Source organism: Pseudoalteromonas aurantia (genome assembly GCF_005886875.1).
Taxonomy (GTDB): Bacteria; Pseudomonadota; Gammaproteobacteria; order Enterobacterales; family Alteromonadaceae; genus Pseudoalteromonas; species Pseudoalteromonas aurantia_A.
Genome location: NZ_PNBY01000013.1, coordinates 1 through 25203 on the forward strand (window position 1 = coordinate 1; position 25203 = coordinate 25203).

The 25203-nt window shown below is 41.4% G+C and carries 21 protein-coding genes and 1 pseudogene; 10 read left to right on the top strand and 12 right to left on the bottom strand.

The window, feature by feature from the left end; genetic code table 11:
• Positions 1 to 191 precede the first annotated feature (191 nt).
• From CWC18_RS02875 to dinG, 5 genes are all read right to left on the bottom strand, one after another.
• Complete coding sequence (locus tag CWC18_RS02875) at positions 192 to 365, bottom strand: DUF2496 domain-containing protein (RefSeq protein WP_138674670.1); 174 nt, start codon at positions 363 to 365, stop codon at positions 192 to 194.
• The gene (locus tag CWC18_RS02880) at positions 365 to 634 is read right to left on the bottom strand and encodes a late competence development ComFB family protein (RefSeq protein ID WP_138674671.1); all 270 of its coding nucleotides are present in this window, start codon (positions 632 to 634) and stop codon (positions 365 to 367) included. Before CWC18_RS02880 ends, CWC18_RS02875 begins: the two co-directional genes overlap by 1 nt.
• Before the next feature lie 117 nt (positions 635 to 751).
• Positions 752 to 1351, bottom strand: a complete 600-nt coding sequence (locus CWC18_RS02885; protein ID WP_138591245.1) for a primosomal replication protein — start codon at positions 1349 to 1351, stop codon at positions 752 to 754.
• Complete coding sequence (locus CWC18_RS02890) at positions 1348 to 2127, bottom strand: TSUP family transporter (RefSeq protein WP_138674672.1); 780 nt, start codon at positions 2125 to 2127, stop codon at positions 1348 to 1350. The genes CWC18_RS02885 and CWC18_RS02890 overlap by 4 nt, the downstream gene beginning before the upstream one ends.
• 3 nt (positions 2128 to 2130) lie before the next feature.
• Positions 2131 to 4200 (bottom strand): ATP-dependent DNA helicase DinG, encoded by a 2070-nt coding sequence (gene dinG, locus CWC18_RS02895; RefSeq protein WP_138674673.1) that lies wholly within the window; start codon positions 4198 to 4200, stop codon positions 2131 to 2133.
• Between the two features lie 70 nt (positions 4201 to 4270).
• Here dinG and CWC18_RS02900 point away from each other — a divergent pair, with 70 nt between their 5' ends.
• From CWC18_RS02900 to CWC18_RS02915, 4 genes are all read left to right on the top strand, one after another.
• Positions 4271 to 6598 (top strand): DNA polymerase II, encoded by a 2328-nt coding sequence (locus CWC18_RS02900; protein ID WP_138674674.1) that lies wholly within the window; start codon positions 4271 to 4273, stop codon positions 6596 to 6598.
• Between the two features lie 200 nt (positions 6599 to 6798).
• Positions 6799 to 9609, top strand: coding sequence for a TonB-dependent receptor (locus CWC18_RS02905; RefSeq protein WP_138674675.1), 2811 nt, complete (start codon positions 6799 to 6801; stop codon positions 9607 to 9609).
• Positions 9610 to 10085: 476 nt separating this feature from the next.
• Complete coding sequence (locus tag CWC18_RS02910) at positions 10086 to 12848, top strand: TonB-dependent receptor plug domain-containing protein (RefSeq protein WP_138674676.1); 2763 nt, start codon at positions 10086 to 10088, stop codon at positions 12846 to 12848.
• 58 nt (positions 12849 to 12906) lie between these two features.
• The gene (locus CWC18_RS02915) at positions 12907 to 13167 is read left to right on the top strand and encodes a hypothetical protein (RefSeq protein WP_138674677.1); all 261 of its coding nucleotides are present in this window, start codon (positions 12907 to 12909) and stop codon (positions 13165 to 13167) included.
• A 61-nt stretch (positions 13168 to 13228) separates the two neighbouring features.
• Here CWC18_RS02915 and CWC18_RS02920 read toward each other — a convergent pair whose 3' ends face one another.
• Entirely contained in the window at positions 13229 to 15559 is a 2331-nt protein-coding gene (locus CWC18_RS02920; protein ID WP_138674678.1) for a DEAD/DEAH box helicase, read from the bottom strand.
• Between the two features lie 114 nt (positions 15560 to 15673).
• Between CWC18_RS02920 and CWC18_RS02925 the strand changes: the two genes are divergently transcribed.
• The 3 genes and pseudogenes from CWC18_RS02925 to CWC18_RS02930 form a co-directional block, all read left to right on the top strand.
• Positions 15674 to 16510: a M90 family metallopeptidase gene (locus tag CWC18_RS02925; RefSeq protein WP_138674695.1), complete on the top strand. Its 837-nt coding sequence runs from the start codon at positions 15674 to 15676 to the stop codon at positions 16508 to 16510.
• Positions 16511 to 16610: 100 nt separating this feature from the next.
• A complete protein-coding gene (locus CWC18_RS20955) occupies positions 16611 to 16766 on the top strand; it encodes a hypothetical protein (RefSeq protein WP_171041020.1) in 156 nt (51 codons plus the stop codon).
• Positions 16767 to 16810: 44 nt separating this feature from the next.
• Positions 16811 to 17140 (top strand): annotated as a pseudogene (locus tag CWC18_RS02930) (amidohydrolase family protein); the annotation flags it as partial.
• A gap of 70 nt (positions 17141 to 17210) precedes the next feature.
• Here CWC18_RS02930 and CWC18_RS02935 read toward each other — a convergent pair.
• From CWC18_RS02935 to pspF, 6 genes are read right to left on the bottom strand one after another with little or no spacing between them, the layout of a single operon-like run.
• Positions 17211 to 17972, bottom strand: coding sequence for an ATP-binding cassette domain-containing protein (locus CWC18_RS02935; protein WP_138591237.1), 762 nt, complete (start codon positions 17970 to 17972; stop codon positions 17211 to 17213).
• Positions 17957 to 18964, bottom strand: coding sequence for a peptide ABC transporter ATP-binding protein (locus tag CWC18_RS02940; RefSeq protein WP_138591236.1), 1008 nt, complete (start codon positions 18962 to 18964; stop codon positions 17957 to 17959). The genes CWC18_RS02935 and CWC18_RS02940 overlap by 16 nt, the downstream gene beginning before the upstream one ends.
• The gene (locus CWC18_RS02945) at positions 18964 to 19857 is read right to left on the bottom strand and encodes an ABC transporter permease subunit (protein WP_138591235.1); all 894 of its coding nucleotides are present in this window, start codon (positions 19855 to 19857) and stop codon (positions 18964 to 18966) included. Before CWC18_RS02945 ends, CWC18_RS02940 begins: the two co-directional genes overlap by 1 nt.
• Positions 19844 to 20878 (bottom strand): ABC transporter permease, encoded by a 1035-nt coding sequence (locus CWC18_RS02950; RefSeq protein ID WP_138674679.1) that lies wholly within the window; start codon positions 20876 to 20878, stop codon positions 19844 to 19846. The genes CWC18_RS02945 and CWC18_RS02950 overlap by 14 nt, the downstream gene beginning before the upstream one ends.
• On the bottom strand, positions 20878 to 22485 hold the full coding sequence (locus CWC18_RS02955; protein ID WP_138674680.1) for an ABC transporter substrate-binding protein: 1608 nt from the start codon (positions 22483 to 22485) through the stop codon (positions 20878 to 20880). Before CWC18_RS02955 ends, CWC18_RS02950 begins: the two co-directional genes overlap by 1 nt.
• Before the next feature lie 3 nt (positions 22486 to 22488).
• Positions 22489 to 23583: a phage shock protein operon transcriptional activator gene (gene pspF, locus CWC18_RS02960; RefSeq protein WP_138591232.1), complete on the bottom strand. Its 1095-nt coding sequence runs from the start codon at positions 23581 to 23583 to the stop codon at positions 22489 to 22491.
• A 186-nt stretch (positions 23584 to 23769) separates the two neighbouring features.
• Here pspF and pspA point away from each other — a divergent pair, with 186 nt between their 5' ends.
• The 3 genes from pspA (at position 23770) to pspC (ending at position 25133) form a co-directional block, all read left to right on the top strand.
• Complete coding sequence (gene pspA, locus CWC18_RS02965) at positions 23770 to 24429, top strand: phage shock protein PspA (RefSeq protein WP_138674681.1); 660 nt, start codon at positions 23770 to 23772, stop codon at positions 24427 to 24429.
• Between the two features lie 75 nt (positions 24430 to 24504).
• Positions 24505 to 24735 carry an envelope stress response membrane protein PspB gene (gene pspB / locus CWC18_RS02970; RefSeq protein ID WP_010361613.1) on the top strand — a complete coding sequence of 77 codons (231 nt, stop codon included), beginning with the start codon at positions 24505 to 24507 and terminating at the stop codon, positions 24733 to 24735.
• Positions 24732 to 25133 carry an envelope stress response membrane protein PspC gene (pspC, locus tag CWC18_RS02975; RefSeq protein WP_138591230.1) on the top strand — a complete coding sequence of 134 codons (402 nt, stop codon included), beginning with the start codon at positions 24732 to 24734 and terminating at the stop codon, positions 25131 to 25133. Before pspB ends, pspC begins: the two co-directional genes overlap by 4 nt.
• The last annotated feature ends 70 nt before the right edge of the window (positions 25134 to 25203 follow it).

Genomic DNA, 25203 nt, shown 5'->3' on the forward strand with positions numbered 1-25203 from the left:
TAACCTCAGCTCTGGATAAGCGAATTTGCCCAATAAAGCTATTTTTCTCACGCTCGGCGTTGCTTTCATTTGTAATAGCCCGCTATTACTACATAAAAGCGCCCTGATATTGGGTAAAATATCATCATTGGATTGTACGTTAGTTGGTTTTCAAAACATTTTTATTGCAAAACCCCTATCCAAACCTGAGGTTACATACTACTTTTTTCTTTTTCACAACTTGATAACTTCTGTTGATAATCAGACTTTACAATGTCTAATGCTGCGAGTACTTGATCTGCGGGTAGTTCATGTTGTTCAAGCAGCATGATGAGGTCAACAGCTAACTTGATATGGGGGGGAGCGGCTTCTAATGTATTGCTCATTAAACTGATTTCCGTTTTTTGGCGACTTGGCTTATGGAAACATCGATTGCAATATTAACGCGTTGTTCCATTTGTATACGTTCGTGTTGGGGTAAATAAAATGCCATGTCTACATCATAGCGAATATATCGTGCTGGAAGTTGGTTTAAAATAGTACAGCAAAAATCCGCCATTATTTCATCACTATATTGTGCACTTAACCCACGTTTAATAAGCAGGTCGAGCATAATTTTTTCATAATAATTATGTACATCATCATGTAGTTTCATTGCAGCGCCTGACTGAATTAGTTAGGTTAAGTTTATACTATAATAACGTGCTTATCGACTAACACAATAAAAACCTAATGAGCTTAGCCTAAGTCAGGTTAAGCGGTTCTGCTTATATCAACGTGTTTGTTGTTTTTCAGCTAGTTGGATTTTTTCTTCGGTGGCTGATATTGCTTTTCGACATCGGCCGAGCCTTGCATGAAGTGTTAAGATTTCTTGATTAAGTGCATGTGCTTGCGTGGGGTTTGCGTTATTTAACTGGACCTTTCTCAGTTCTACCATTTCTATTAACCTACGCTCAAACTCATGGTTTTGAGAGAGCTCTTGATAGAGTTCTTGAGAGCTCTGTATCACTTTTTTCACTGCGGAGCGATATACTTTGGCTTTTTTAGGGTAATGGGCTTTATTTTCTTTTGCCCACACTGAGGTAGATTTTAATACTTTGATGACTGCTTCTATTTGAGTGGCAATTTTCTCAAGGGCGAAGGCATATGCGTGTCTTTTTTGTGGTTCAGGTAAAGCTGTGAGTGTTACTTTTATTTCATCAACGTAATCAGTTAACTGTAAGCTTTTGGTTGCAAAAACTGTTCTGTCGAACAAGCTCGGTTGAGCTTGAATATAGCGGTTTTTTGCAAACCACTTAGCATTATCAAATTGTTCAGCTTGCTGCGCTAAATAGTCTACTTGGTGGTGTAGTTTTGATAAAGCAGTCGTCATGTTAAATATGCCTCGACGATCAGCTTACCGGCCAAAATTATCACAATAGTATTAAATAAAGGCTTTATGAGCTTACTGCCAAATTTGATAGCAGAATGAGCGCCTAACCAGGCACCGAGCATTAAGAATATGCCCATGGTAACGCCCAGTATGAAGTTCACATGACCCAATGCCACAAAGGTGATCAGCGAGATAAAGTTCGATACAAAGTTCATTGAGCGAGCTAAGCCACAATTCAATAATAGGCTCATTTTATAAAGTAAGCTATTGGATGCAGTCCAAAAAGTACCAGTCCCAGGGCCAGCTAAACCGTCGAAAAAGCCAAGGCACAAACCTTGTACCCACTGCTTAACTTTTAACGTATTACTGTTGGCAGGTAACGTATGTGATTCAGTTGGGCTTAAACTCCCAAAAAGACTATAACAAGCAACAAAGATGATAATGATTGGCAGTAATTTGTTTAAAAAATCGATACTTAACTTATCCACTAATAAGGTGCCCAGTATTGAGCCTATGGCTGTGGCCAGAACTGAAGCAGCCCAAAACCTAGGGTTAAATAATTGCTTTTTGTAGTAGGTAATACTTGCGGTGATAGAGCCGAAGCTCGCCGCAAGCTTATTGGTACCGAGTGTTAAGTGAGGAGGTAAACCAGCTGTAAGTAATGCGGGCACGGTGAGCATGCCACCGCCACCTGCGACAGCGTCAATAAACCCGGCCGCAAGCGCGACTAGACATAATAATCCCCACGTCATGGGGTCAAGTGCGAGTTCAAACATAGATCAATCAATTTGTCTCTTAAAGGGTGGTAGAGTGTCCAGCATGGCTTTGCCATATCGTTTTGTGACTAAGCGCCTGTCCAGTACTGTTATACGGCCAGAATCTGACTCTTTGCGCAGCAGTCTACCACAGCTTTGGACTAATTTCTTTGCAGCATCGGGCACGGTGATTGATAAAAATGGATTTCCCCCTTTGCTTTGTACAAATTCAGCCTGAGCCTCTTCAATTGGGGAGGTTGGTACTGCAAAAGGGATCTTAGTTATAATTAAATTTTCTAAGTAATGGCCCGGTAAATCTAGACCTTCAGATAAACTCTGCGTGCCAAAGAGGACGCTGCCTTTACCTGAATCTATGTGACTTTTATGTGCTTTTAAGAGGCTATCGCGAGATTGCTCACCTTGAACAAGTATCTTCCAGTGATTGGCTCTTAATATTTTTACAACATGGTCCATTTGCCAATATGAAGCAAAGAGCACTAGATTGGCAGCCTCCTTATTTAGATAAGTAGGCAGTATACTTGCCAAGTAGTCACTAAATGTTTTGTCAGTCGGATCTTTTTCAGTTATTGGTAAATGTAAGGTTGCTTGATTGGGGTAATCAAATGGCGAATTGGCTTTGATGTATTTTACACCCGGTTCATTTCGTAACCCACTTTCTTTGGAGAAATGATCAAACGTGCCCATCGCACTGAGCGTTGCAGAACATAGAACAGCCCCAGCACACTCTTGCCAGAGTTTATCTTTCAAATAATAACCGACTTCAATAGGGCAGTCGCATAGTAAGTGATCATGGTGATGTTTATATTCTAAGCGTTTTATCCAGCGCGCGTGAGGCGTATTTTCGCCCTTACTCGCATAGCTAAACCACAGCTTGTTTAACTGCTCTAGCCGGTTTATGTATAGACCACTCTCAGTTAAAAGTGGGTCGGCAAGATAGGGCTTTACATCCCCATCACTGACATCAAGTGTGAGTGCGTCATGCATTTTTGACAGTGCACGCAGTGCATCAAGCGTCGCGTCGCTGATGTCTTTAGCCTTATCTGTGAGCGACTCAGGCACGACGCCATGTTCAAATCGGAACGTATCGTCGTCATTATAATTAAAGTCAGCTTTGTCTAAGATGTCTCTGACGACTCTTAAGTCTTTATTGGCATCATTGGCTGCGTCATTGAGTTTAAAGTTTTGACCAATGGCTTTTTGTGAAACAATAACATTGGCCATTTTGCCACTAAATTTTAATAGCTTGTCTAGCCAGTCTATTGTGCCTTTTATGGTTGCCGCAGCAGATGAAAAGTCTCGTGTAATATGTGGCAGGTGATGTGCCTCATCAATCACATAGAATGACTCATCTAATTCGGGTAGTATTTTTCCGCCTCCAAGCTCTAAATCGGCGAGCAATAACGCATGGTTAATGACGAGTACGTCCATTTGCGCCATTTTTTGTCGTGCTAAATGAAATGGGCATAAGTGGTGAGATTTCATTTGGCGTTGGCAGGCATGTTTATCACACGCAATAATGTTCCAAACCTTATCTGGGATGGTATCTGCCCAACTATCTCTATCGCCTTGCCACTTTTTATTTTGATAGGCGCTTTGTAAGTCTCTTAAACATTTCTGCTCCATATCTGATAGAGGTGATGACAAAGTTGGCAGCATGGACATTTGCACCATGTCTTCGTTAAGTGCTGCATTGAGTTTTTGAACGCATACATAACGTTGTCGGCCTTTAACCAGATCAAACTTAAAATCGAGCCCTGAATGCGCCTTAAAAAAAGGAAGCTCTTTTTCTATTAATTGTTCTTGTAGCGCGACAGTTGCAGTTGAAATAATTAACTTTTTTTTCTTAGCCAGCGCTAGAGGTAAAGCACTTAGGCAGTAGGCAAGTGATTTACCCGTACCAGTACCCGCCTCAATAACGCATATTCTCTGCGATTTATGATATTCACCAGCTAATGTTTTAGCGATTTCAGCCACAAGATAATTTTGACTGGTGCGAGGGTGATAGCCCTCTAAATTATCCGCTATATGTTGATGAGTTTGCCGAATTGTTTTCTTCAATGCGTCTGAGAGCATGTTAATCGCCTAAATTTAGATATATGTATATACTTACAGTATCGAGCGTTATTCTAGATGGGGAATTGGTTTGACACAAGCTGTCTACCCAGGGTTTATATTATCACGTCAACAGATCAATAATAATGGTCAGCTTCATTTGTGCTATTGGGTTAAAACTGAAGTCGGTCCAGTCAGGGTGTTGATTGAAAATGAAATGCCTGTCTTTTTCATTCGAGAACGAGATGTTCAAACAGCCAAAACATTGCTGCGTTCTGACGGTCAAGTGGTTGATATTAGGAAAACGGCGTTAAAACATTTCGACTGTGAACAGGTGTACGCTTGTTATTTTACAACGACACAAAAGCTTTTCTTAGCTAAGCGACTGTTAAATGAGCATGTACTTTTATACGAAGATGATATTCGTCATTGCGATCGATTTTTAATGGAGCGTTATATAAAAGGGGCTGCGTGGATTAAAGGAAATATTAGACAACGTGAAGGATATATTGAGTTAACAAACGCTAAGCTGAAAGCACACAATGACTATGTTCCAAATCTAGTAATGCTTTCATTAGATATAGAGTGCAGCGCTGAGGGGGTTTTGTTTTCTGTTGGTTTAGTAAACCATGAAGTTGAAGTTGTTATTATGGTGGGTGAGTCACAGGACTGTTCTGGCTATATTATTTGGGTTCGCGATGAAGCCGAGTTATTGCAAACTTTGATGGAGAAAATAACAGAATTCGATCCTGATGTACTCATTGGCTGGAACGTTATCGAGTTTGACTGTGTTGTTCTCGCTGAGCGTGCAGAGGCATTGGGCATTGAATTAATGCTAGGTAGGGGGCAAGGCCTCATTCATGTGTACAAAGGAAATTATGTTCGAGTGACTATACCCGGTCGAGTTGTAATTGATGGTATAGATACCTTAAAGAATGCTACATATCACTTTCCTAGCTTTCGTTTAGCCGAAGTCGCTAAAAAAGTGCTAGGTAAAGAAAAGTTACTTCAACAAGATAATAGATTAGCAGAGATAATCCGTCAGTTTAATGAAGATAAGTTGAGTTTAGCGGCATATAACTTACAAGATTGTTATTTGGTTCTTGAGATTTTTGAGAAACTCAGTTTACTGGATTTCGCAGTAGCGAGAACTCGTCTAACTGGGCTTGAATTAGAAAGAATGGGTGGCTCTGTAGCTGCCTTTACAAATTTATATCTACCGCTATTGCATCGAAGTGGCTTCATTGCGCCTAACTTAGGGGAGCATGGCTTAAATTTCGATAGCCCAGGCGGGTACGTCATGGAATCGACTCCTGGTTTACATAAGAATGTCATAGTGCTTGATTTTAAGAGCCTATATCCATCAATTATTCGTACATTTATGATCGATCCTTTATCCCTTATTATTGGCCTAGCTAATCCTCACGGTGCTATTCCTGGTTTTAATGGTGGTGTTTTTTCTCGCAAAGAGCACCACCTGCCGAATTTAATTAAATCACTATCTCACGCAAGACAGCTAGCTAAATCAAAGGATGATCTCATGCTATCTCAAGCTATTAAAATCATAATGAATAGTTTTTATGGTGTGCTCGGGTCTACTGGATGTCGCTTTTACGACCCTCGGCTATCAAGTTCGATAACCTTACGTGGTCATGAAATTATGCAGCGCACTAAAAGTTGGATTGAGGATGAAGGATTTGACGTTATTTATGGTGATACAGATTCAACATTTGTTCGCTTGCCATGTGAGTGGGAGAGAGAGAAGTGTAATGAAATAGGGGGGAGTCTTATGAATTTAATTAATAGAAAGTGGCAGATGCACTGCAATAATCACTTTGACTTAGATAGTCATCTGGAAATTGAGTTTGAAACTCTATATAGCCCGTTTTTTTTACCAACTATAAGAGGTGCGCAAACAGGCTCAAAAAAACGCTATGTAGGGCAAGTTAACAATAATGGTAATAATGAGCTCATTTTTAAGGGAATGGAAACCGTTAGAAGTGACTGGACTAAAATTGCACAACGATATCAAAGAGATATTTTTGAAGCTTTGTTTAAAAATGAAGGATTGCTGAGTATAACTGAACAGTATGTGGCGGCCATTCGGTCAGGGGAAGTTGATTGTATGTTGCTATATTCGAAACGGCTGGGTCAAAACCTTGAAATGTACAAAAAAAATGTCCCACCTCACGTCAAAGCTGCGCGTTCACACCAGAAAGTCAATGATAAAATTAGCTATAAAAAAGGTGCGATGGTCGAGTACTTTATCACTTCTAGTGGGCCTTCGGTTAGTTTTCAGGGGATGGAAATAGACTACGAACATTATATCGAAAAGCAAATAATACCAATTTTAAAGATGCTTCCTGGTTCAGAGGATGTTTTATTTAAGTTAACTGATCAGGGGTGTTTTTTCTTTTAATATCAAATATTTGTTTAGTAAATGTTTGTTAAATGTTTGTTTTTATTTTGGGGAATTGTTATTTAATCAATAATTAGAGTTGACGCTAGTGTCGCTGCTTGTTTAATATTCATGGTGAATGTTGCTTAGTTGCAATTGAATATAGAGGCTTAAGCCCGAAAAAATTACAAGCTACTAACAAGTGGTCCTGGGAGATACAAATGTTAAATAACAAAGTTTCAAACGCAGTGCGCTTAGCCATTGCATTTGGTGCTACATCTACAGCTATGTTTTCAGCTGGTGCGGTTGTTGCTGCTGAAGACGGTGCAAATAAAATTGAAAAGATCCAAGTAACAGGTTCTCGTATCAAGCGAGCTGATATGGAAGGCGCTAACCCTGTTCAGGTTATATCACGCGATGATCTAGTGGCATCGGGTATTACCAATGTTGGTGACATTCTTCAAGAGATCCCATCAGTTGCTGGTGCAGCGACAAATACAGCTATCAACAATGGTGGTTCAGGTGCTGTTCGTGTATCACTTCGTGGTTTAGGTTCATCTCGTACGTTAGTTCTAATTAATGGTCGACGTGTTGTAGCTTCAGGAACAGGTGCTAACTCATCAGTTGATTTGAGTACTATTCCAACAGCGGTAATAAAGCGCGTTGAAGTATTAAAAGATGGTGCTTCTGCGATTTACGGTTCTGACGCGATTGGTGGTGTAGTAAACGTAATTACGCGTGACGATTTTGAGGGCTTCGAAGCTAATGCTAGCTATGATGCATCGACACATGGTGGTGATGGCGAAACGAAAAGCTATGACTTTACAGTTGGTTTCTCTAGCGATAAAGGCAACGTAGTATTAAACGCATATTACGTTGAGCAGGGCCCTCAGTGGTCTTCTGATAGAGATTGGTCTAAATTTGAATTAGGGCTTGACCCTGACACCGGTGAATTTAATAAAGGCGGCTCTTCAGCTCCACCTTGGGGTCGTTATAATGGCATTGAAGGTGCAAACGACTGTTCTTCATTTACTCATGGCGCAGGCAGTGGCCCAGGTCAATCAGATCCAAGTGATTTTTCAAACCCGACTGGCTACGATTGCTGGGATTGGGATAAAGATACCTACAACTACGCACCTGTAAACTATCATTTAACACCACAAAAACGTTACGGAATGTTTGCGCAAGGTACTTATGAGCTTTCTGATTCGCATAGATTCTTTACCGAATTAAACTTTAACCGTCGTACGTCAGATACAAAATTAGCGCCATTGCCTCTTGCACCTCTTGCCTTCTTCGGTGTGACAAATGCTACGTATTCAAAAGACAACTACTATAACCAGCAGTTTGGACCTAAAGATGCTAGCGGCAACAGTGTAGATATTGCTGATTGGCGTCGTCGTATGGTTGAAACTGGCGGGCGTGATACGCGTTTCCGTGTAGAAACTGTTCGTGCGGTATTTGGTTTTGAAGGTGATATCAACGATACATGGGGATATGAAGTTTCTTACATCTTTGGCCGTAACGACTCTGCGACGGCTCGTGCTGGTGGTGTGAACTTTGAAAAAGTAGCCGAAGCGGTTGGCCCGTCTTTCATGGATTCAACAGGCAATGTTGTGTGTGGTACGCAAGAAAACCCGATTGCTGGCTGTGTGTCATTGAACACGTTTGGTATCCCAGGTACCGATACTCAAGTAACACAAGAAATGATGGACTTCATTACGTTTGAAGCGCATGACTTTGGTTCAAATGAGCAGCAAGTTATTTCAGCAAGTGTATTTGGTGAAGCGTTTGAATTACCTGCGGGCACTATTGGTGTTGCAATGGGTGTTGAGCATCGCGAAGAAAAAGGCGCTGATTACCCAGATGCACTTATTGCACTTGGTATTACGTCAGGTTCAAGTCGTCAGGCGACTGAAGGGTCATATACAGTTGATGAAATCTTCATGGAAGCTAACTTACCTATTCTTGATGGTGAATTTCTTGCTGAAGTACTTGAAGTAGATGTTGCTGTTCGTTATTCAGATTATGATACGTTCGGTGATACAACAAACCATAAAGTTGGTGTTCGTTGGTCTCCTATGGATGGCTTGATGTTCCGTGGTACGTCATCTACGGCATTTAGAGCGCCATCTACATCAGATTTGTTCTCTGGTGCTGAAGATAACAGCCCACAAGTCGCTGATCCGTGTGCTACTAACCCAACACAATTCTGTATTGCTGATGGTGTTCCTGCAGCAGGTTTTGAGCCGATTGGTGATCAGTTATCTTCTACACGTGGTGGTAACACAGAACTTCAACCTGAAGAAGCTGATATCTTTACTGTAGGTGTGGTATACAGCCCTGATTTTGTTGATGGGTTATCTTTCACTGTTGATTACTGGGATATTGAAGTAACTAATGCGATCAGTACTATTGGTGAGCAGCTTATCCTTGATAAATGTGCTGAAAGTGGGCTTTACTGTGACAAGATTACACGTTACACATCAGGTATATTAGCGGGTAACTCGAGTGATATCGATGATAGAAATGTAAACGTTGGTGGTGTTGATTCGTCAGGTATTGATTTCAACGTAAATTACGTCACTGAAGTTTCATTCGGTGCACTTAAGTTCAACTTAGATGCAACGCGTTACGACACATACGATATTACTCAAGCTGATGGGTCTGTTGTTGAAAATGCCGGTTGGTTCCGTCGCAACAGTGGTGATGGTAACTTCCCTGAGTGGAAAACAAACTTTGATGTTCGTTTGAACAAAGATGATTGGTCTGCAAGCTACGCTATCCGTTATATTGGTGAAGTGGAAGAACCATTTGGTAACGAAGCAGGTCAAAGAACTATTGATTCGCAAACAATACATGATGCGCGTTTCACTTATTTCTTTGATAACTTCACAACGACTGTTGGCTTAAACAATATCTTTGATGAAGATCCTCCGTATGCAGATACAGGATTCAATGATAACACTGACCCTCGTACTTATAATACTACGGGTCGTCATGTATACTTAACCTTAAGTGCTGCTTTCTAATTTAGAAACAAACTTTGTATTAAAACCGGCTAGTTATTAGCCGGTTTTTTTGTTTTTGGTACAATAAGCAATAAAAAAGCAATTTTTTTGTTGATTTTTTTTTCGCGTTTTTTGTCTTGTTATTTTTTGAAAACATCTGTTATTCACTCGCCTTACGAAATACATATTTTGTAAAAAATAATACATAAAGTTACACAATTTCACATTGTTACCATAAAAATTAAATGTTCTCGCTACTCGCAGAGCTATGATGTAAATGGTTCGTCGTGGCAGTTGTATGTAGTTATTACAGGTATATATTAAAACTCCCATTTTTGTTGAATTTTAAAATCAATGTTGACCTATTGTTGCAACAAAGATTAGTATGTACGCGTTGTACTGTATCAGGCACATACATTGTGTAACCTAATACAATAAAAAATAAATCAAAAAAACAATGGCTTAAGAGTTATTTTTTAAGCTCCAGGGAGAAATAAATGCTAAATCATAAAGTTTCAAAGGCGGTTCGTTTAGCAATCGCATTTGGTGCGGCGTCATCTGCTGCATTTACAAGCACAGTATTCGCTGCAGAAGATGGTGCGAAAAAAGTAGAAAGAATTGAAGTAACGGGTTCTCGTATCAAGCGTACAGATATGGAAGGCGCGATGCCTGTAAGCTCTTTCTCTTTGGAAGATATTAAAGCGACAGGTGTACCTACTTTAGAGCAATTTGTTGAACAACTACCTATTATTAGTGGTGGTAGTTATGGTTCAAGTACCAACAATGGTGGTACAGGTTTTGTTTCTATGAACCTGCGTGGTTTAGGTGATGACCGTACATTGGTACTATTAAATGGTCGTCGTTTTAGTGGTGATATCAGCGTAATTCCAATGGCTGCGATTGCACGTGTTGATGTACTACGTGACGGCGCTTCAACTATTTATGGTTCTGATGCAATCGCAGGTGTTGTTAACTTCATCACGACAAAAGATTACTCAGGTACAGAAATAGAATTCCGTTATCAAGAAACCTCTGAAGGTGACGGCGAAACCGATTCAATTAGCTTTGTAACGGGTGTTGAAGGAGATAAAGGAAACCTGATATTATCAGTGGGTTATGATAAGCGTGAAGCGATCTACGGCAGTCAACGTGACTTTTCTTCATGTCCATATTTCGAAAGAGATACAAACGATGATGGCGTGAATGATGAAACATTCTGTGCCGGTTCTTCAAGAACAACTCCATCGTCTTTTTCTTTGTCTGACGGTACTCGCGGTACCTTTATGAAAGCAGATGATGGTTCAGCTAGACCTCTTACAGCTGAAGACCGCTATAACTATGCTAGCTCAAGCATTTTATATCAACCACGTGAAAGTTATAATATTTTTGCCGCTGGTCGTTATGAGCTGTTAGATTCTGATTTTACAACGGTAGAGTTTTTCTCGGAGAATATGTTTACTCACCGTACTTCAGAACAACAAATGGCGCCTACAGCGACATTCTGGGGAATGACAGTACCAGAATCTCATCCTGACAATACAATGGGTCAAGATGTATCAGCAACACGTCGTTTGACAGAAACAGGTGGCCGTAATTGGCAACGTGACGTTTATGAATATCTTATTACATCAGGTTTCCAAGGCGAGCTAGATAATGGCTGGTTCTGGGATGTGAGCTACGGTGTTAACCACAGACGTCAAAACATTGAAGAGGATGGTCGTGTTCATCAAGAGCGTATCACCAATCTAGTCAATAAAGAAACGTGTGCAGCTGATGAATTATGTTCAGCAGCAGTGGCTGGCACGCCAAATGGTGTATGGAATCCGTTTGAAAAAGATACGCTAACTAAAGCTATGCAAGATTATGTGATTGTACCATTAACAAATACAACTATTTCAGAAGATACGCAATTACAATTTAACCTGACGGGTGATTCGGGTGATTTTGAACTTCCAGCTGGTGCTGTAGCATGGGCTGTTGGTTATGAGCATTTATCAACTAGCTACAGAAACATCAAAGATGGCGCAGCAGGTTTAGGCCAAATTTACGGTGTTGCAGCTGGTGGTGCCGAAGGTAAGTACAATACAGAAGCAGCATATGTTGAAGTTAATATTCCTCTTTTAGCCGACTTACCTTTTGCTGAGCGTTTAGACTTAACTGTAGCAACTCGTAGAACCGACGTTAGTACTATTGAAGATGCAGAGACAACAAGTAAAGTAGCTCTTGAGTGGCGCCCTAATTCAGAATTACTAGTTCGTGCTAATTACTCTGAAGGGTTCCGTACTCCTGGTATCGTAGATATGTTCCGTCCAAGAACTCAGTCTGCAAATACTTACTCAGATCCATGTGTTGACTTTGCGACGTCTGAATCAGCAACATTACGCGCAAACTGTCTTGCAGATGGTCTACCGCTTGATTGGGAACAAACAAATAGACAATCAGGTTCTTGGATTGGTGGAAGCCCTGATCTTGGCCCAGAAAAATCTGAAAGTGTTTCACTTGGTGTAGTTTGGTCTCCTGAGTTTATTGAAGGCTTCAGCATGACTCTAGACTATTATGACATTGCAATTGAGGAAGTTATTGGTGAGCTAGGTATAGGCACAATTGCTGCGGAATGTTATAACAGTGAGAACTTCTCATCACCTATGTGTGCTCAGATTAAAGGCCCTCAGGCATATGGTGCTTCAGGTAACGGCCCTCGTCGTGATTCAACAGATTCATTAAGTGGTGTTGATTTAGCAACACAAAACTTAGGTTTCTTTGATTCTGAAGGGGTTGATTTCGATTTTGAATATAAACTAGCAGCATTAAGTGGCGATATTCGCTTTAAGCTAAGCGGTACATACTTACTAGACCATACTCATTTAGAAGCTGAAGGTTTAACTGCTTCTGATTTACTTGGTAAATATGGTAATGACGTAGCGAATGGTGGACGTGGTGCATTTAACAAAGTGCGTGCAAACTTCCGTACGAGCTACTCACAAGATGATTGGGGTCTATCGCACACCATTCAATACCAAAGTGCAGTTGATGACTTCGCTCCAGCTGATTCGAACTTATCGAACTCAGTCGATGCTATGATGTATCATGATGTATCAGGCTATTATCATGCACATGATAACCTAAGCTTATCATTTGGTATTACCAACTTATTAGATCAAGATCCTGAATATGTAACGAATGGTGATAACCGTATGCTTATTCGTGTTCATCGTCTAACAGGTCGTCAATACTTTGCAAAAGCAACCTTTAAGTTTTAAGGTTGAATAATAAATAGGGGCTTACGAGCCCCTTTATTTTTTCGAAGGAAATGAAGATATGAAAAAACTATTATTAATCTCAACGATTGCCATTGTACTCAGTGGGTGTTCTTCAACGGACAGTAACTCAACAGCGAGCACTTCATCAGAAAATAAACCAAAAAAAATTAAGATGAAATGTGAAGTCAGCTCAATGACAGGGTCAAAGTTAAAGCGTAAACGCTGCGAAGATGCCGCATATGCAGCACAAAAAAGAACAGAAGCCAAAAGGCTTATAAGGGAATCCATCGATAACGCTGCAGATTTAAGTGGACGTTAATCACTAGCATAACGCTTGAGAAACTCCTTGCATAAGTTATTTCTGCATGATTTATGCAAGATTATTTTATATCAATAACCCGACTGGCTTTTTTGTAGCGAATTTTAAACCCTTGCCATGCTGGCAGCTCCCACCGTTTAGGTACCTCTTTTCTTTTTCCGCTCACATATTCTAACGTAATTCTTTTCGCCATGAATTGATAATTAATATTTAGACTAAGTTCATTGAGATGAACCTCTATTGGGTATTTTTCTATAAATGGTTCAATAAGCCAAGGTTCTAACCTGGTGTAGAATAGGTCTTCTGCTTCAATGAGTGCTAAATCACTTTGTTCTGTTATGCCTAATGACTGTAACGTATGTAATATATATTCTTTTTTTTCTGGTAGTTTGTGCTCTATATCATGCGCTTGATTGTATAACTCATGGTACTTTAAAGCATCATGAATTTGCTTTCCTGCTGGCGCGAAAAGCAGCCCTTGTACGATAAGTTCACAACATGCGGTAATAAGTTGTGGGCCTTGTGCTGCTACTTTTTTACTCTCTAGTGTTACTCCTGCATAGGTATATAGCGAATTAATAAAAATAACATTATCAATGACCTCTGGTGATTCACTAAGGTATGTTCCCAAAGATAACTTTTTAATTATGGCGATATTTACAGGTGCATTCAGTGTGGCTAAGGTGTTTGACTGCTTAGTGCCTTGACCAGCTAAAGCATACGTGTCGAGTACTAGCATCGCCTTGCTTTTATCGTCAATGCGAGAGGATTTTGAGAGCACCACTTCACTGAGCCCATTGCCAAATCCCCCCCTTTTATTATTACGTTTTATGAAAACGTAATTAGGTCTTGCTGCTGCAATCGACTCCACCAGTAGGTTATGATCATAACTTGCGGCATACTTTAATTCTGGTAACGCAAATGTACTTCGTAATAACTCACTAAATTGCTTCGCTTCTTGAAAGGCATCTAATGCGATATCAATAGTCGATATTTGTTCACGCATAATCGCTATGACAAGCTCGAGATCACAGCGGTTAGGTAAGAGAATATTTATCTGTTCAAGTAAATCTTGTTGCGTAGGTAAGTGATAAATACGTGCAGGGACACTCATTATTGCAACAACATCGATCATAGCTTGCATGAGTGAGGACGTTGGCATGGAATGAATTAAGTGAGCGAGCGTGGCATCTATTGGTAAAGGATAAAGGGCTTTACCATACTCTGTGGCTACGCCGGTTGCAGCAAGTGCCCCGATAGAATTTAACAGCGATATTGCTGAGGCTTTTGACTTTTCAGGTAAGGGATCAATAAAGCTTAGCGATTTGATCCCATCACTGGAGCATGCAGCAGCGAGTACGAGTTCTGTTAAATTTTCTCTATTTACTTCAGGAGGCGTCGATTTAATTAAAGGTGCATGTTGGCCATAAAGACGAATACATAGTCCATGTTGAGTTCGCCCAGCACGCCCTAGCCGTTGCTTTGCTGAATCAATGCTGATAGCGTCTAGCCCAAGCACTGTTTTTGAGCCTCTTAAATGTGTTCGTCGCTCTAAGCCTGAGTCAATCACACAGCTAATATTTGGTATTGTTAGCGACGTTTCGGCGACGTTAGTCGCAAAAATCAGTCTTTGCTGTGATTGTACTGATAAGGCCAATACTTGTTGTTGTGCCGAGCAACCACCATATAAACTCACGACAAGTGTATTTAACTTCTTTGCTGCAGCCGCACAAGCTTGTATTTCTGCCTTTCCGGGCAAAAAGATGAGTATGTCACCTGGTGTTTTTAGTATTGCTTGCTGACAGGTATTAATAACGCGTTCGGCTAACTGTTCTTTGCTAGGCATCGCTCGGCTATTATTTGCAATGAATTGCTCATCGACTGGATACATACTGCCTTCACTATGGAGTATTTTCGCATTTAAGTAAGAGGCCAATTGCGCTGTATTTAATGTGGCAGATGTAACAATCAGACGATGCTGATCATGCTGTTTTAGCATTGCTAGCAACAAGTCCATATCCCAGCGTCGCTCATGAAATTCATCAAGCATAACAATGTTAAACTCATGGAGTTTATCTTCAAAAAACCATCGTAGTGCAACACCAGGAGTAACAAAGACAACTTCGGTGTTTTCGCTGCGGTGGCTTTCAAAGCGGATGGCGTAGCCAATTCTTTCGCCAACGGGCTGTGAACTTTGCTGGGCTAAATATTCAGCCAAAGACGTGCAGGCTATGCGCCTTGGTTCAATGACGAGGACTCTACCTGATTGACTGGCCCACAAGGGCAAGCAGGTTGACTTACCTGAACCGGTTGCTGCGCTTACAATGACATCTGAGTGGGTAATGGTGCTCAAAAATTCCAGTTTGATCGCTTCAATAGGCAAGTGAGTCATGATAAATCTTTTGTTTTTTAGCGTGTGAGTGTGCCTTGATTTTATCAAATACATATTGAAAACACTGCAGTTCATACCAACTTAATTTAAAAAGGTGATTAAGTATTCAATATGATAATTAACAGTGTTTTATTGCTTGCATTGGGTGTGTTTGTGCTGGTTTATTGGCGTTGGAGTATGATCCAACACTCTATATGGAAGAGAAAATACCACGCGCATGGCTTATCGCGTAACGATAAAGCGGTGCTACTTAAGTACATGTCGATTTATCGGCATATGACGGATAAAGACAGGGCTTCATTAGAGCGCCATATTGTCTGGTTTTTAGGTGAAAAGCGTATTCTTGGTCGTGATGGACTTAAAGTAAATCGGGCAATGGAATTGGTGGTTGCGGCAGACGCGTGTTTACTCGTATTGAATAAACCATGGCCACTATATCCAAATGTTAAAGAGGTACTACTTTACCCCAGCAGTTATTACGTTCCTCACACAAGCAAAGATGGTGCTGGGTTAGTGAACTACCATACCTCTATAAGGCAAGGTGAGTCTTGGCCTGGCGGAACTTTAGTATTGAGCTGGCATGATGTTTTGGAAGGAAACCGTTTACCTGGTGATGGCCATAATTTGGTTTTTCATGAGTTTGCTCATCAATTAGATCAACAAACGGGCCAAACTAACGGCACGCCGGCACTCATCAGCCGTGAACAGTACACACATTGGGCGAAGGTGTTTCAACGCGCATATAGTAATTTAAAAAGTCACGTTGCGTATCAAATGCCACATGTGATCCACAGTTATGGTGCAACCAATGAAGCGGAGTTTTTTGCGGTAGTAACAGAAACATTCATTGAAAAGCCCGCTGAACTTAAAAGCTACGACCCTGAGCTTTTTTCGTTACTATGCCAGTACTATCAGTTTAATCCTAGCGATTGGGCTAAGTCCTTTGAATAGGCCTAGATAAGTGCAAATTTTGGGTGTTGGTGGTACTTTTCTGGCAATATTTTCGTTATTTTGTTGCTATAGGTACAACAAAATAACAGGGTTAAGAATCATGAAGCAGTATTTATTAAGCGCACTTGCGCTTGGGGTCTCGCTTACCTGCATGGTACAAGCTGCAACAGTTAATCAACTTACGCAATGGCAAGTTGATACACCGCCGGGTGAGTTCATAGGCGCTAAAATATCGGTAGAACAGGGACATGGATGAACGTGATGTGAGTCCTGATGGTGCATCACTGGTTTTTGATTTAGGTGTTAGTGAGCTTAGGTACACATGGTCAACGGGAAGGGCTGGCTGCACATTGGGAAATTTGGATGTTCGCCCAAGGGAGAATGTCACCGCTTCAAGCAATTGGTGCAGCAACTCTGGAACCGGCTCAGTATGTTGGCTTAGATCAACATATAGGGTCGATTGAAATGGGCAAGCTTGCCGATTTAGTGGTGGTTAATGGTGATCTATTAAAGAACATTCGTGATACAGATAAAATCTCTTATACCATGATCAATGGGCGGTTGTTTGATGCAGCAACCATGCAGGAGGTAGGTAAAAAACCTCGCGCTAAATTGTATTTTGAAGAGTAATTAGTGCGTTAAAAGCACGTCCCACTATTTAGAGAGGCTTCTCAGTACAGACAATGTGTCACTGTGTATCTTATACATTGAGCAGGCGTTGCGTTACTTTTGATTGTGGCTTTGCAAAAATAGCCGCTGTATTACCGTACTCAACAATCTTGCCTCTGCTGAGTACTAACAGTTGGTCGCTCATATGTTTCACTAAACTCAAGTGATGGGTGATCAAAATAAAGCTTAGACCCGAGTCTTTTTGTAGCTTTAATAATAAGTTAACGGTTTGCGCTCTGACTGATGGGTCTAAAGACGAGAGAGCTTCGTCGAGTACAACAACTTTAGGGTCTAAAATGAGTGCTCTAGCTAATGCAACCCGTTGTAGTTGGCCCCCACTAAACATATGTGGGTAGTATTGATAATGCTCACCAAGTAATCCAACGCGGCTCAAAGTGAGCTTGATTTTTTTATCACGCTGCGAGGACGTTAAATTTGTATTGTATTTCAAGCAGTCATCTAGCATGTCACCGATGGTTAAACCTGGGTTTAATGAGCGGGTAGGATCTTGAAAAATCATGCGAATATGACGACACTGATTCTTTCTTACCCCATTGTCTTCAATGGTTTTTCCGTCTAATAGTATTTGTCCACAATCGGCAGCATCGGCACCAGCGAGTAATTTTGCAAGGGTGCTTTTGCCTGAACCCGCCTCCCCAATAACGGCCAATGTTTCACCGGGACCCACAGCGAATGAAATATCTCTTAGTACCGCAATATGCTTACGCTTAAAAATGCCCGCTCTACTTTGAAAAGACTTACTTAATGCTTGAACTTTTAAGACGGGCTGCATTTGGACTTTTCCTTTAACAGAGGGAAATGACATGCATAAGCATGGCCATGACTTTTACTTTGAAGAGGTGTAACGACACATTGTTTTTGTGCTTGCGGGCAGCGTGGTCCTAACCGACAGCCTATTGGTAAATGCTGCAAAGGCGGAATGGTGCCCTTTAGTGCATAAAAAGGTTCTTTGTGCGCTAGGCCTTGTGCGTAATCAGGTAAACTTTTTACTAAGGCTTGTGTGTATGGGTGTAAAGGTTCATAAAAAACCTTTTGCGTAGGACCTGCTTCAACCATTTGCCCACAATATAAAACGTGCATGGCATGAGACCAGTCTGTGATCTCTTCAAGCTCATGGGAGATCATGAGTACTGACATGTTCTTAAGTTGGTTTAAGCTTTTCAGTAATCGAAAAATTTGTGCGCGCGTCGTACTTTCTAATGCTGTCGTCGGCTCATCGGCGATTAACAGTTTAGGGTTTCTGGCAATGGCCATGGCAATCATGACCTTTTGGCATACTCCTTCAGAAAGTTCATGAGGGTAGCTGCTAGCAACCCGAATATGTTCTCGGATCCCCACTTTATGCAGGAGAGCTTTGACCTTTTCTTTACGCTCCGTATTGCGACGGAAAAACCCTTTTTTAAAGGTGTCATCGGGTAATGACTCAGCCACTTGTTCAAATATTTTAGCGGTAGGGTCTAGGCTACGACTGGGTTCTTGATAGATCATAGCCATATCTCTGCTAACTATCTTTCTGCGTTTTTCAGAGCTTAAGCGCATTAGGTCAACACCTTGCCAATGCATACGATCTGCGGTCACGGTCCAGCGGGAGTTTAAAACGCCTACGATGGCTTTGGCGATTAGGCTTTTTCCCGAGCCAGACTCACCAACCAGTGCATGCACTTCACCTTCTTTAAGGCTGAGGTTTACTTTATCAACCGCTCTTATCACACCGTCTTCAGTGTGCAGCTCTATGATTAAGTTACGTATGTCGAGTAATTGCATTAATCAGCCTTACGCTCTTTGAGTACTTGTCTTAAGCCATCACCCACTAGGTTAGTAGAAAGTACCGCAATAAACAGCAGTACTCCTGGTAAGCCAACCGTCCAAGGGGCTAAATAAATTAGCCCTAAATTTTCGGCCAGAATAGCGCCCCATTCTGTTGTGGGCGGCTGGGCTCCAAGTTTCAAAAAGCCCAGTGCAGCAATGTCTAGAATAGCTGTGGACAGAGCCATAGTAAAAATAACCACGATATGCTCGTATATATTGGGCAGAACACCTCGGGTTAATAATTGCCATTGAGACGCACCATCAAGGCGAAAGGCACTGATATAATCTTTATTTAGTTCATCAACAACCAAATTGCGAATGGAGTGGACGTATTGAGGCAATAACGCAAAGATAATTGCCCATACGGTATTGAGTAAGCCTGGCCCGAGTATAGCGATGATAATAATGGCTAATAATAACGATGGGATCGAGAGCGTAATATCCAATAAATGATTTAATGCACTCGAACGAAAGCCATGGCTTATCCCCGCCAAAGTCCCTAAAAATACCCCAACTAGAGTGGTGATCAAGGCGGCGATGATTGAGAGTCCAAAAGTAAATGTAGCCCCGTTCATGAGTCGAGATAAAACATCGCGGCCTAAATCATCAGTGCCTAAGATAAACCTGACATCCCCCAATTCATGCCATGAAGGAGGCAGCAGCAATGCATCGCTGTGCTGTTGATTAATACCATATGGTGCGATAAATGGTGCTGTCATAGCGAGTAGTGTTAACGCAATAAACACCCACAGAGCGACTAACGCCGGGTGGTTACTTTTAAACTTTCGCCATAACCGCGAAAGGGGAGAGCGGTTAGACTCTTCGCTGAATAAATTAAACTTTGCCATAGGCTTGATTCCGTGACAAAGGGTCAAAAAGAGAGTGGCTAAATTCAGCCAGCATATTTGCCGATATAACAAACATAGAAACAGCCAATAGTCCGCCCTGTATCGCGGGGTAGTCACGTTGATAAATACTGTCGATCAGCCACCGTCCTATACCAGGCCAAGAGAATATGACTTCTGTCACCATTGCGAGTGTGATCAGGGTACTAAATTGTAAACCAATCTGTTTTATGACTGGGAGTAAAGCATTACGTAGTGCGTGATGTAAAATCAGCTGACGGCGATTTAAGCCTTTTGCGCGGGCTGTTTTAATATAGTTTTGTTCTAGGACATGCAGCATTGAATCTCGGGTGAAGCGCACAAGCACTGTGGTAGGGTACATAGCCAACACCACCGTGGGTAACGCTAAATGTCGAAGAGCGTCAAAAAAAGCGAGGCCATGATACGGGAAACCTTGGATAGCAATATCGATTAGAATAAAGTTGCTGATTGGGTCTATTTCATATAACAGGCCTATACGTCCTGACATGGGGAATAGCCCAAAAGACAAGCAAAACACCATTATAAGCAGTAACGCAAGCCAAAAAATAGGTATAGAAAACCCCATTAAAGTCAGAGAGTTGATAACTATGTCAGGCCCGCGGCGATGATACGCGGATGCCACAATACCGGCGGGGATCCCAAGTAAAACTGCAACCCCTAAAGCATAAACACAGAGCTCTAACGTTGCAGGAAAAAGCCGAATAACATGCTCAAATACGCTTTGTCCAGAGGAAAGTGATACCGCCCAATCTCCACTTACAATACGCACTAAAAAAGCACCATATTGCATAAGTAGGTTGTCGTTTATATGGTACTTCTGAGCCAAGATTTGGGCTTGGCTGTAATTGGAGTTAACTTGGCCACTAAAGTTCGTCAGCAAGTCGCCAGGAAAGAGGTAATTGAGAGAGAAGGTGAACACCGTTAAAGTGAATACCATAAAAACCAGTAAACTAATGCGGCGTAGTAAGTATTCAAATAACATTAGTTGCGCCTCACTTGACCAAGAGAAATACCACCAAATGGGCGTAAGGTAACGCCCGTCAAGTCATTACTGGTTGCTTGAAATCGCATCCCATGAGCAATGGGGATCAGCGGCAGCTGCTCGATAAGCATTTGCTGTGCTTGATAATAGTAAGTTTTACGCAGTGCAATATCGGTGGTGTCTAGCGCTTGTGTAAGTAATAAATCAAACTCAGGGTGACACCAATTAGCCGGGTTTTTACCACTAAACGTCGCGGTACAGCTCAATAACGGACTAAAAAAGTTATCAGGATCTGGTGTATCAGCAGCCCAGCCGAGTAAAACACTATCATGCTCATGCTTTCCGACCCGTTCAATAAACGTATTCCATTCATATTCAATAATTTGAGCAGAGATCCCTATGGCTTTTAAATCACTTTGGATCAGCTCAGCCATTTTTCGTGCATTAGGGTTATATATACGCGATACCGGCATGGCCCATAGTGTCATATTAAACCCATTTTCATAACCCGCTTCCTTTAAAAATTGTTTCGCTAATTCGGGGTTATAGCGGGGGATATTGTCTTGTGCTTGAAAGGCCCAAGATGAAGGGGGAAGGTGCGAACGCGCTAAAATGCCATTTCCGTAATATACTGCTTGCATTATTTTATCGAAATCAACAGAGTGCGCGAGTGCTTTGCGAACCAAAAGGCTATCAAATGGAGGGCGTTCAGTATTAAATGCCCAATAGCCAATATTTAGGTTTGCGGCTTTGTCGACGCGAATATCTTCACGGTCTTTGAGTACGCTCAGTTGTGTTGCACTAGGGTGTGCTGTGATATCACATTCTTTAGTCAGCATTTTCGCAATACGACTGGTGCCGTTGGTGGTGATATCGAACACCAGCTGCTGCATCGGCACTGGGTATTTCCAATATTTTTCATTGCGGTGATAACGAATAAGATTATCGCGTAAAAAGTTTTTGTATTTATATGGGCCGGTGCCAATAGGCAAGTGATCAAATGCGGCTTTATTTTTTTGTGCTATCAGCTGTTGGGCATATTCTTGTGAGAGAATAACCGCAAAATCGGTCGCAATATTCGATAGAAAACTACTTTCGGCGTTGAAGAGTTCAAACCTTACGGTAAAGTCGTCGACTTTAACGACTTTACGAATGAGTTGGTCAATCCCCACGCTTTGAAAATAGGGGTACTCAGCATCGCCGACAAAATGATATGGGTTATACACGTCGAATAAACGGCTAAATGAAAAAACCACGTCATCGGCATTGAGTGTGCGGCTTGGACGAAAGTAGTCTGTACTGTGAAACGCGACATCTTGGCGCAATGTGAACGTAATAGATTTACCCTTGTCGCTCACTGCCCAGCTACTAGCCAGTTCCGGTTTAAACTCTGCCGTTTCAGGATCAATACTTATTAACGTATCGTATAACTGGCTGGCAATAAGGTCTATGGTGGATCCGGTCGTTGTGACTTGAGGGTTAAAAGATACCGGGTTCGCTTCAGCGCAGTACACTAGGCCCTGAGATTTTTCGTTCGCTTGCTGTTGGTTTGCATCAACACAGCCAAGTAAATAAGTACACAAAGCACCTAGTACTAGATTCCGCACGCCTTACGCCTCTTGTTTTTGACCTGACTCTAACAGGTTGTATTTTTTCAAATAACCACGAAGTTGATGATACGTCAATCCGAGCATTTGTGCAGTTTTCTTTTGATTAAATTGACTATGCTCGAGCGCTTTTTTGAGTAACTCAATTTCAAAATCATTAGAGAGCTCTTTTAAGTCACAAGGAAACGCAATGTTGGGCTGTGCTGGTGAGAGAGAGGCATGGTTGCTCGAAGCTTCCGTCACAGGGGCATGGCTGGGTGTTTGAGCTACTTCAGGTTGTATTGCTGCACGGGCTTTTACCCGTTGTGTTGGTCTAAATGGACTCTCAAATGGATTGAGAATGATTTCGTGCACGGGTAAGTGTTCGTTGCCATGACGATATAAGCTTCTTTCTACGGTATTTTTGAGTTCACGAATATTACCAGGCCAATCGTAACTCAATAGTACCTCGGTGGCTTTACGCGTAAAGCCACTGAACAGTGACCAGCTTAAATCTCGTGCCATGTTTATTGCAAATTGTTCCGCTAATAACATGATGTCTTCTTGGCGAGCCCGTAATGGGGGCAATGTGATAACATCAAATGCCAGTCGGTCTAATAAATCGTGTCTAAACTCACCGTTGTCAGCCAAAGATGGCAAATCTTCATTGGTTGCGCAGACTAAACGTGTATCGACTTTTACCGTACTTTTACCGCCGACCCGTTCAAATTCGCCATATTCAATCACACGTAATAGCTTTTCTTGTACCATGGCAGAGGTATTGGCCAGTTCATCAAGAAATAATGTGCCGCCATTAGCCCGTTCAAATCGACCTTCATGGCGTTTACTGGCGCCAGTAAATGCACCACTCTCATGACCAAATAGCTCACTCTCTAACAAATTTTCATTTAGGGCGGCACAATTGAGTTTTACGTAGTTTTGTTCCCATCGCTCAGAAAGAAAGTGTAATCGTGCAGCGATAAGTTCTTTACCCGTACCGCGCTCACCAATAATCAATACTGGTTTTTCTAAAGGGGCGAGTTGCGACACCTTATCAAGCACGGTTAAAAAGCTGTCAGATTGACCGAGTAAATTGTCCTGTTGGCGGAATTGGCTCATATTGGCTAACTCTTAGTTATTTTTGCTAACACTTAGTGTATTTGATAATTAATGCAAACGAAAGTAATTTCTGATATGGTTTAATTTATTGATATTTATAGGCTTTTGTCTTTTAAAAAAGTTGGCAAGTTTATTGATACTACTAATACAAGCAACTTAAACTTAGAAACCAAAGAGGTAAAGATTATGGGAATTTTCTCACGTTTTGCAGATATCGTTAACTCTAATATCAATGCTATTTTAGATAAAGCTGAAGACCCAGAAAAAATGGTTCGTCTTATCATCCAAGAAATGGAAGATACGCTTGTTGAGGTACGGTCAACTTCAGCAAAAACGTTAGCGGAGAAAAAAGAATTAACACGTCGTGTTGAGCAATTAAATGAAGAAGTTGCGCAGTGGCAAAGTAAAGCTGAGCTAGCTTTAACCAAAGAACGCGAAGATTTAGCACGTTCAGCGTTACTTGAAAAGCAAAAGTCAGCGGATGCAGCTGCCAGTGTGCAAAGTGAATTGGCGCATGTAGAGTCGCATATCGAAAAATTGCAACAAGAAGTTGCGACACTACAAGAGAAGCTGGTTGATGCCAAAGCGCGTCAAAAAGCCATTGTGCTGCGTCAGCGTTCTGCGGAGTCTCGTTTAGAGGTGAAAAAAGCATTAGACAGCTCAAAAGTAGAAGATGCTTTAAATCGTTTTGAGCGTTATGAATCTAAGATTGACGGGCTAGAGTCGCAAGTTGAGTCATATGACTTAGGGAAAAAGACTCTATCTGATGAAATTGCAGATTTACAAAAGAACGAAAAAGTAGATGATGAGCTTGCAGAGCTTAAGAAAAAGCTTTCTGGCAAATAATGACAATAATCACACCCGCTGACCAAGCAGTGGGTGTTAGGTATCAGAACAATCAAGTCGCAGGAGTATAGGGTTATGGATCTTGAAGTATTAGTAGCACCGATCATTATTTTTATGTTGGTAGTGGCGCCATTATGGCTTGTACTTCACTATCGTAGTAAGAAGCAGGTAAGCCAGGGCTTAAGCGAGCATGAACATCGTCAGCTTATGGAATTGGCAAGTAAGGCTGAAAGTATGGCTGACCGTGTTGACACACTAGAAGCAATACTTGATCAAGAAGCACCAGAATGGAGACGTAAAGTATGAGTAGTATAAAAAGAGAACTTTACAGGGATCCAAAAAGAGGAAAGCTTGCAGGTGTGTGTGCTGGGTTGAGTGATTACTTCAATATGGAATTGTGGTTGGTCAGGATCCTGTTCATTACGGCAGTGTTGCTATCTGGTGGGCCCTTATTCGTTGTAGTTTATATCGCATGTTGGTTTATTTTAGATAAGAAAAGTGATTATGAAACCAAGCAGTCAGCCAATCATGATGCAGACCCGATTTCAGTAAAGTTTAAAGTTTGGCAAAAAGGTGAGCCGCCCAGACAAGCTTTGTTTGATTTAAAAGAGCGTTTAAATCGTTTAGATGGCAGAGTACAAAGTATGGAAACGTACGTAACATCAAGCGAATTTACAATCAGTAGAGAAATTAATAAATTATAATTTTTTGAACGTTATGTGGCGTATTCTACGCCACCGCTTTAAATATCCATGTAAATATGTTGTTCGGGAG

Coding starts and splice junctions, on each gene's coding strand:
- CWC18_RS02875 (WP_138674670.1), bottom strand. CDS start 365: ATGAGCAATACATTAGAAGCCGCTCCCCCCCATATCAAGTTAGCTGTT.
- CWC18_RS02880 (WP_138674671.1), bottom strand. CDS start 634: ATGAAACTACATGATGATGTACATAATTATTATGAAAAAATTATGCTC.
- CWC18_RS02885 (WP_138591245.1), bottom strand. CDS start 1,351: ATGACGACTGCTTTATCAAAACTACACCACCAAGTAGACTATTTAGCG.
- CWC18_RS02890 (WP_138674672.1), bottom strand. CDS start 2,127: ATGTTTGAACTCGCACTTGACCCCATGACGTGGGGATTATTATGTCTA.
- dinG (WP_138674673.1), bottom strand. CDS start 4,200: ATGCTCTCAGACGCATTGAAGAAAACAATTCGGCAAACTCATCAACAT.
- CWC18_RS02905 (WP_138674675.1), top strand. CDS start 6,799: ATGTTAAATAACAAAGTTTCAAACGCAGTGCGCTTAGCCATTGCATTT.
- CWC18_RS02910 (WP_138674676.1), top strand. CDS start 10,086: ATGCTAAATCATAAAGTTTCAAAGGCGGTTCGTTTAGCAATCGCATTT.
- CWC18_RS02915 (WP_138674677.1), top strand. CDS start 12,907: ATGAAAAAACTATTATTAATCTCAACGATTGCCATTGTACTCAGTGGG.
- CWC18_RS02920 (WP_138674678.1), bottom strand. CDS start 15,559: ATGACTCACTTGCCTATTGAAGCGATCAAACTGGAATTTTTGAGCACC.
- CWC18_RS20955 (WP_171041020.1), top strand. CDS start 16,611: ATGAAGCAGTATTTATTAAGCGCACTTGCGCTTGGGGTCTCGCTTACC.
- CWC18_RS02935 (WP_138591237.1), bottom strand. CDS start 17,972: ATGCAGCCCGTCTTAAAAGTTCAAGCATTAAGTAAGTCTTTTCAAAGT.
- CWC18_RS02940 (WP_138591236.1), bottom strand. CDS start 18,964: ATGCAATTACTCGACATACGTAACTTAATCATAGAGCTGCACACTGAA.
- CWC18_RS02945 (WP_138591235.1), bottom strand. CDS start 19,857: ATGGCAAAGTTTAATTTATTCAGCGAAGAGTCTAACCGCTCTCCCCTT.
- CWC18_RS02950 (WP_138674679.1), bottom strand. CDS start 20,878: ATGTTATTTGAATACTTACTACGCCGCATTAGTTTACTGGTTTTTATG.
- pspF (WP_138591232.1), bottom strand. CDS start 23,583: ATGAGCCAATTCCGCCAACAGGACAATTTACTCGGTCAATCTGACAGC.
- pspA (WP_138674681.1), top strand. CDS start 23,770: ATGGGAATTTTCTCACGTTTTGCAGATATCGTTAACTCTAATATCAAT.
- pspB (WP_010361613.1), top strand. CDS start 24,505: ATGGATCTTGAAGTATTAGTAGCACCGATCATTATTTTTATGTTGGTA.
- pspC (WP_138591230.1), top strand. CDS start 24,732: ATGAGTAGTATAAAAAGAGAACTTTACAGGGATCCAAAAAGAGGAAAG.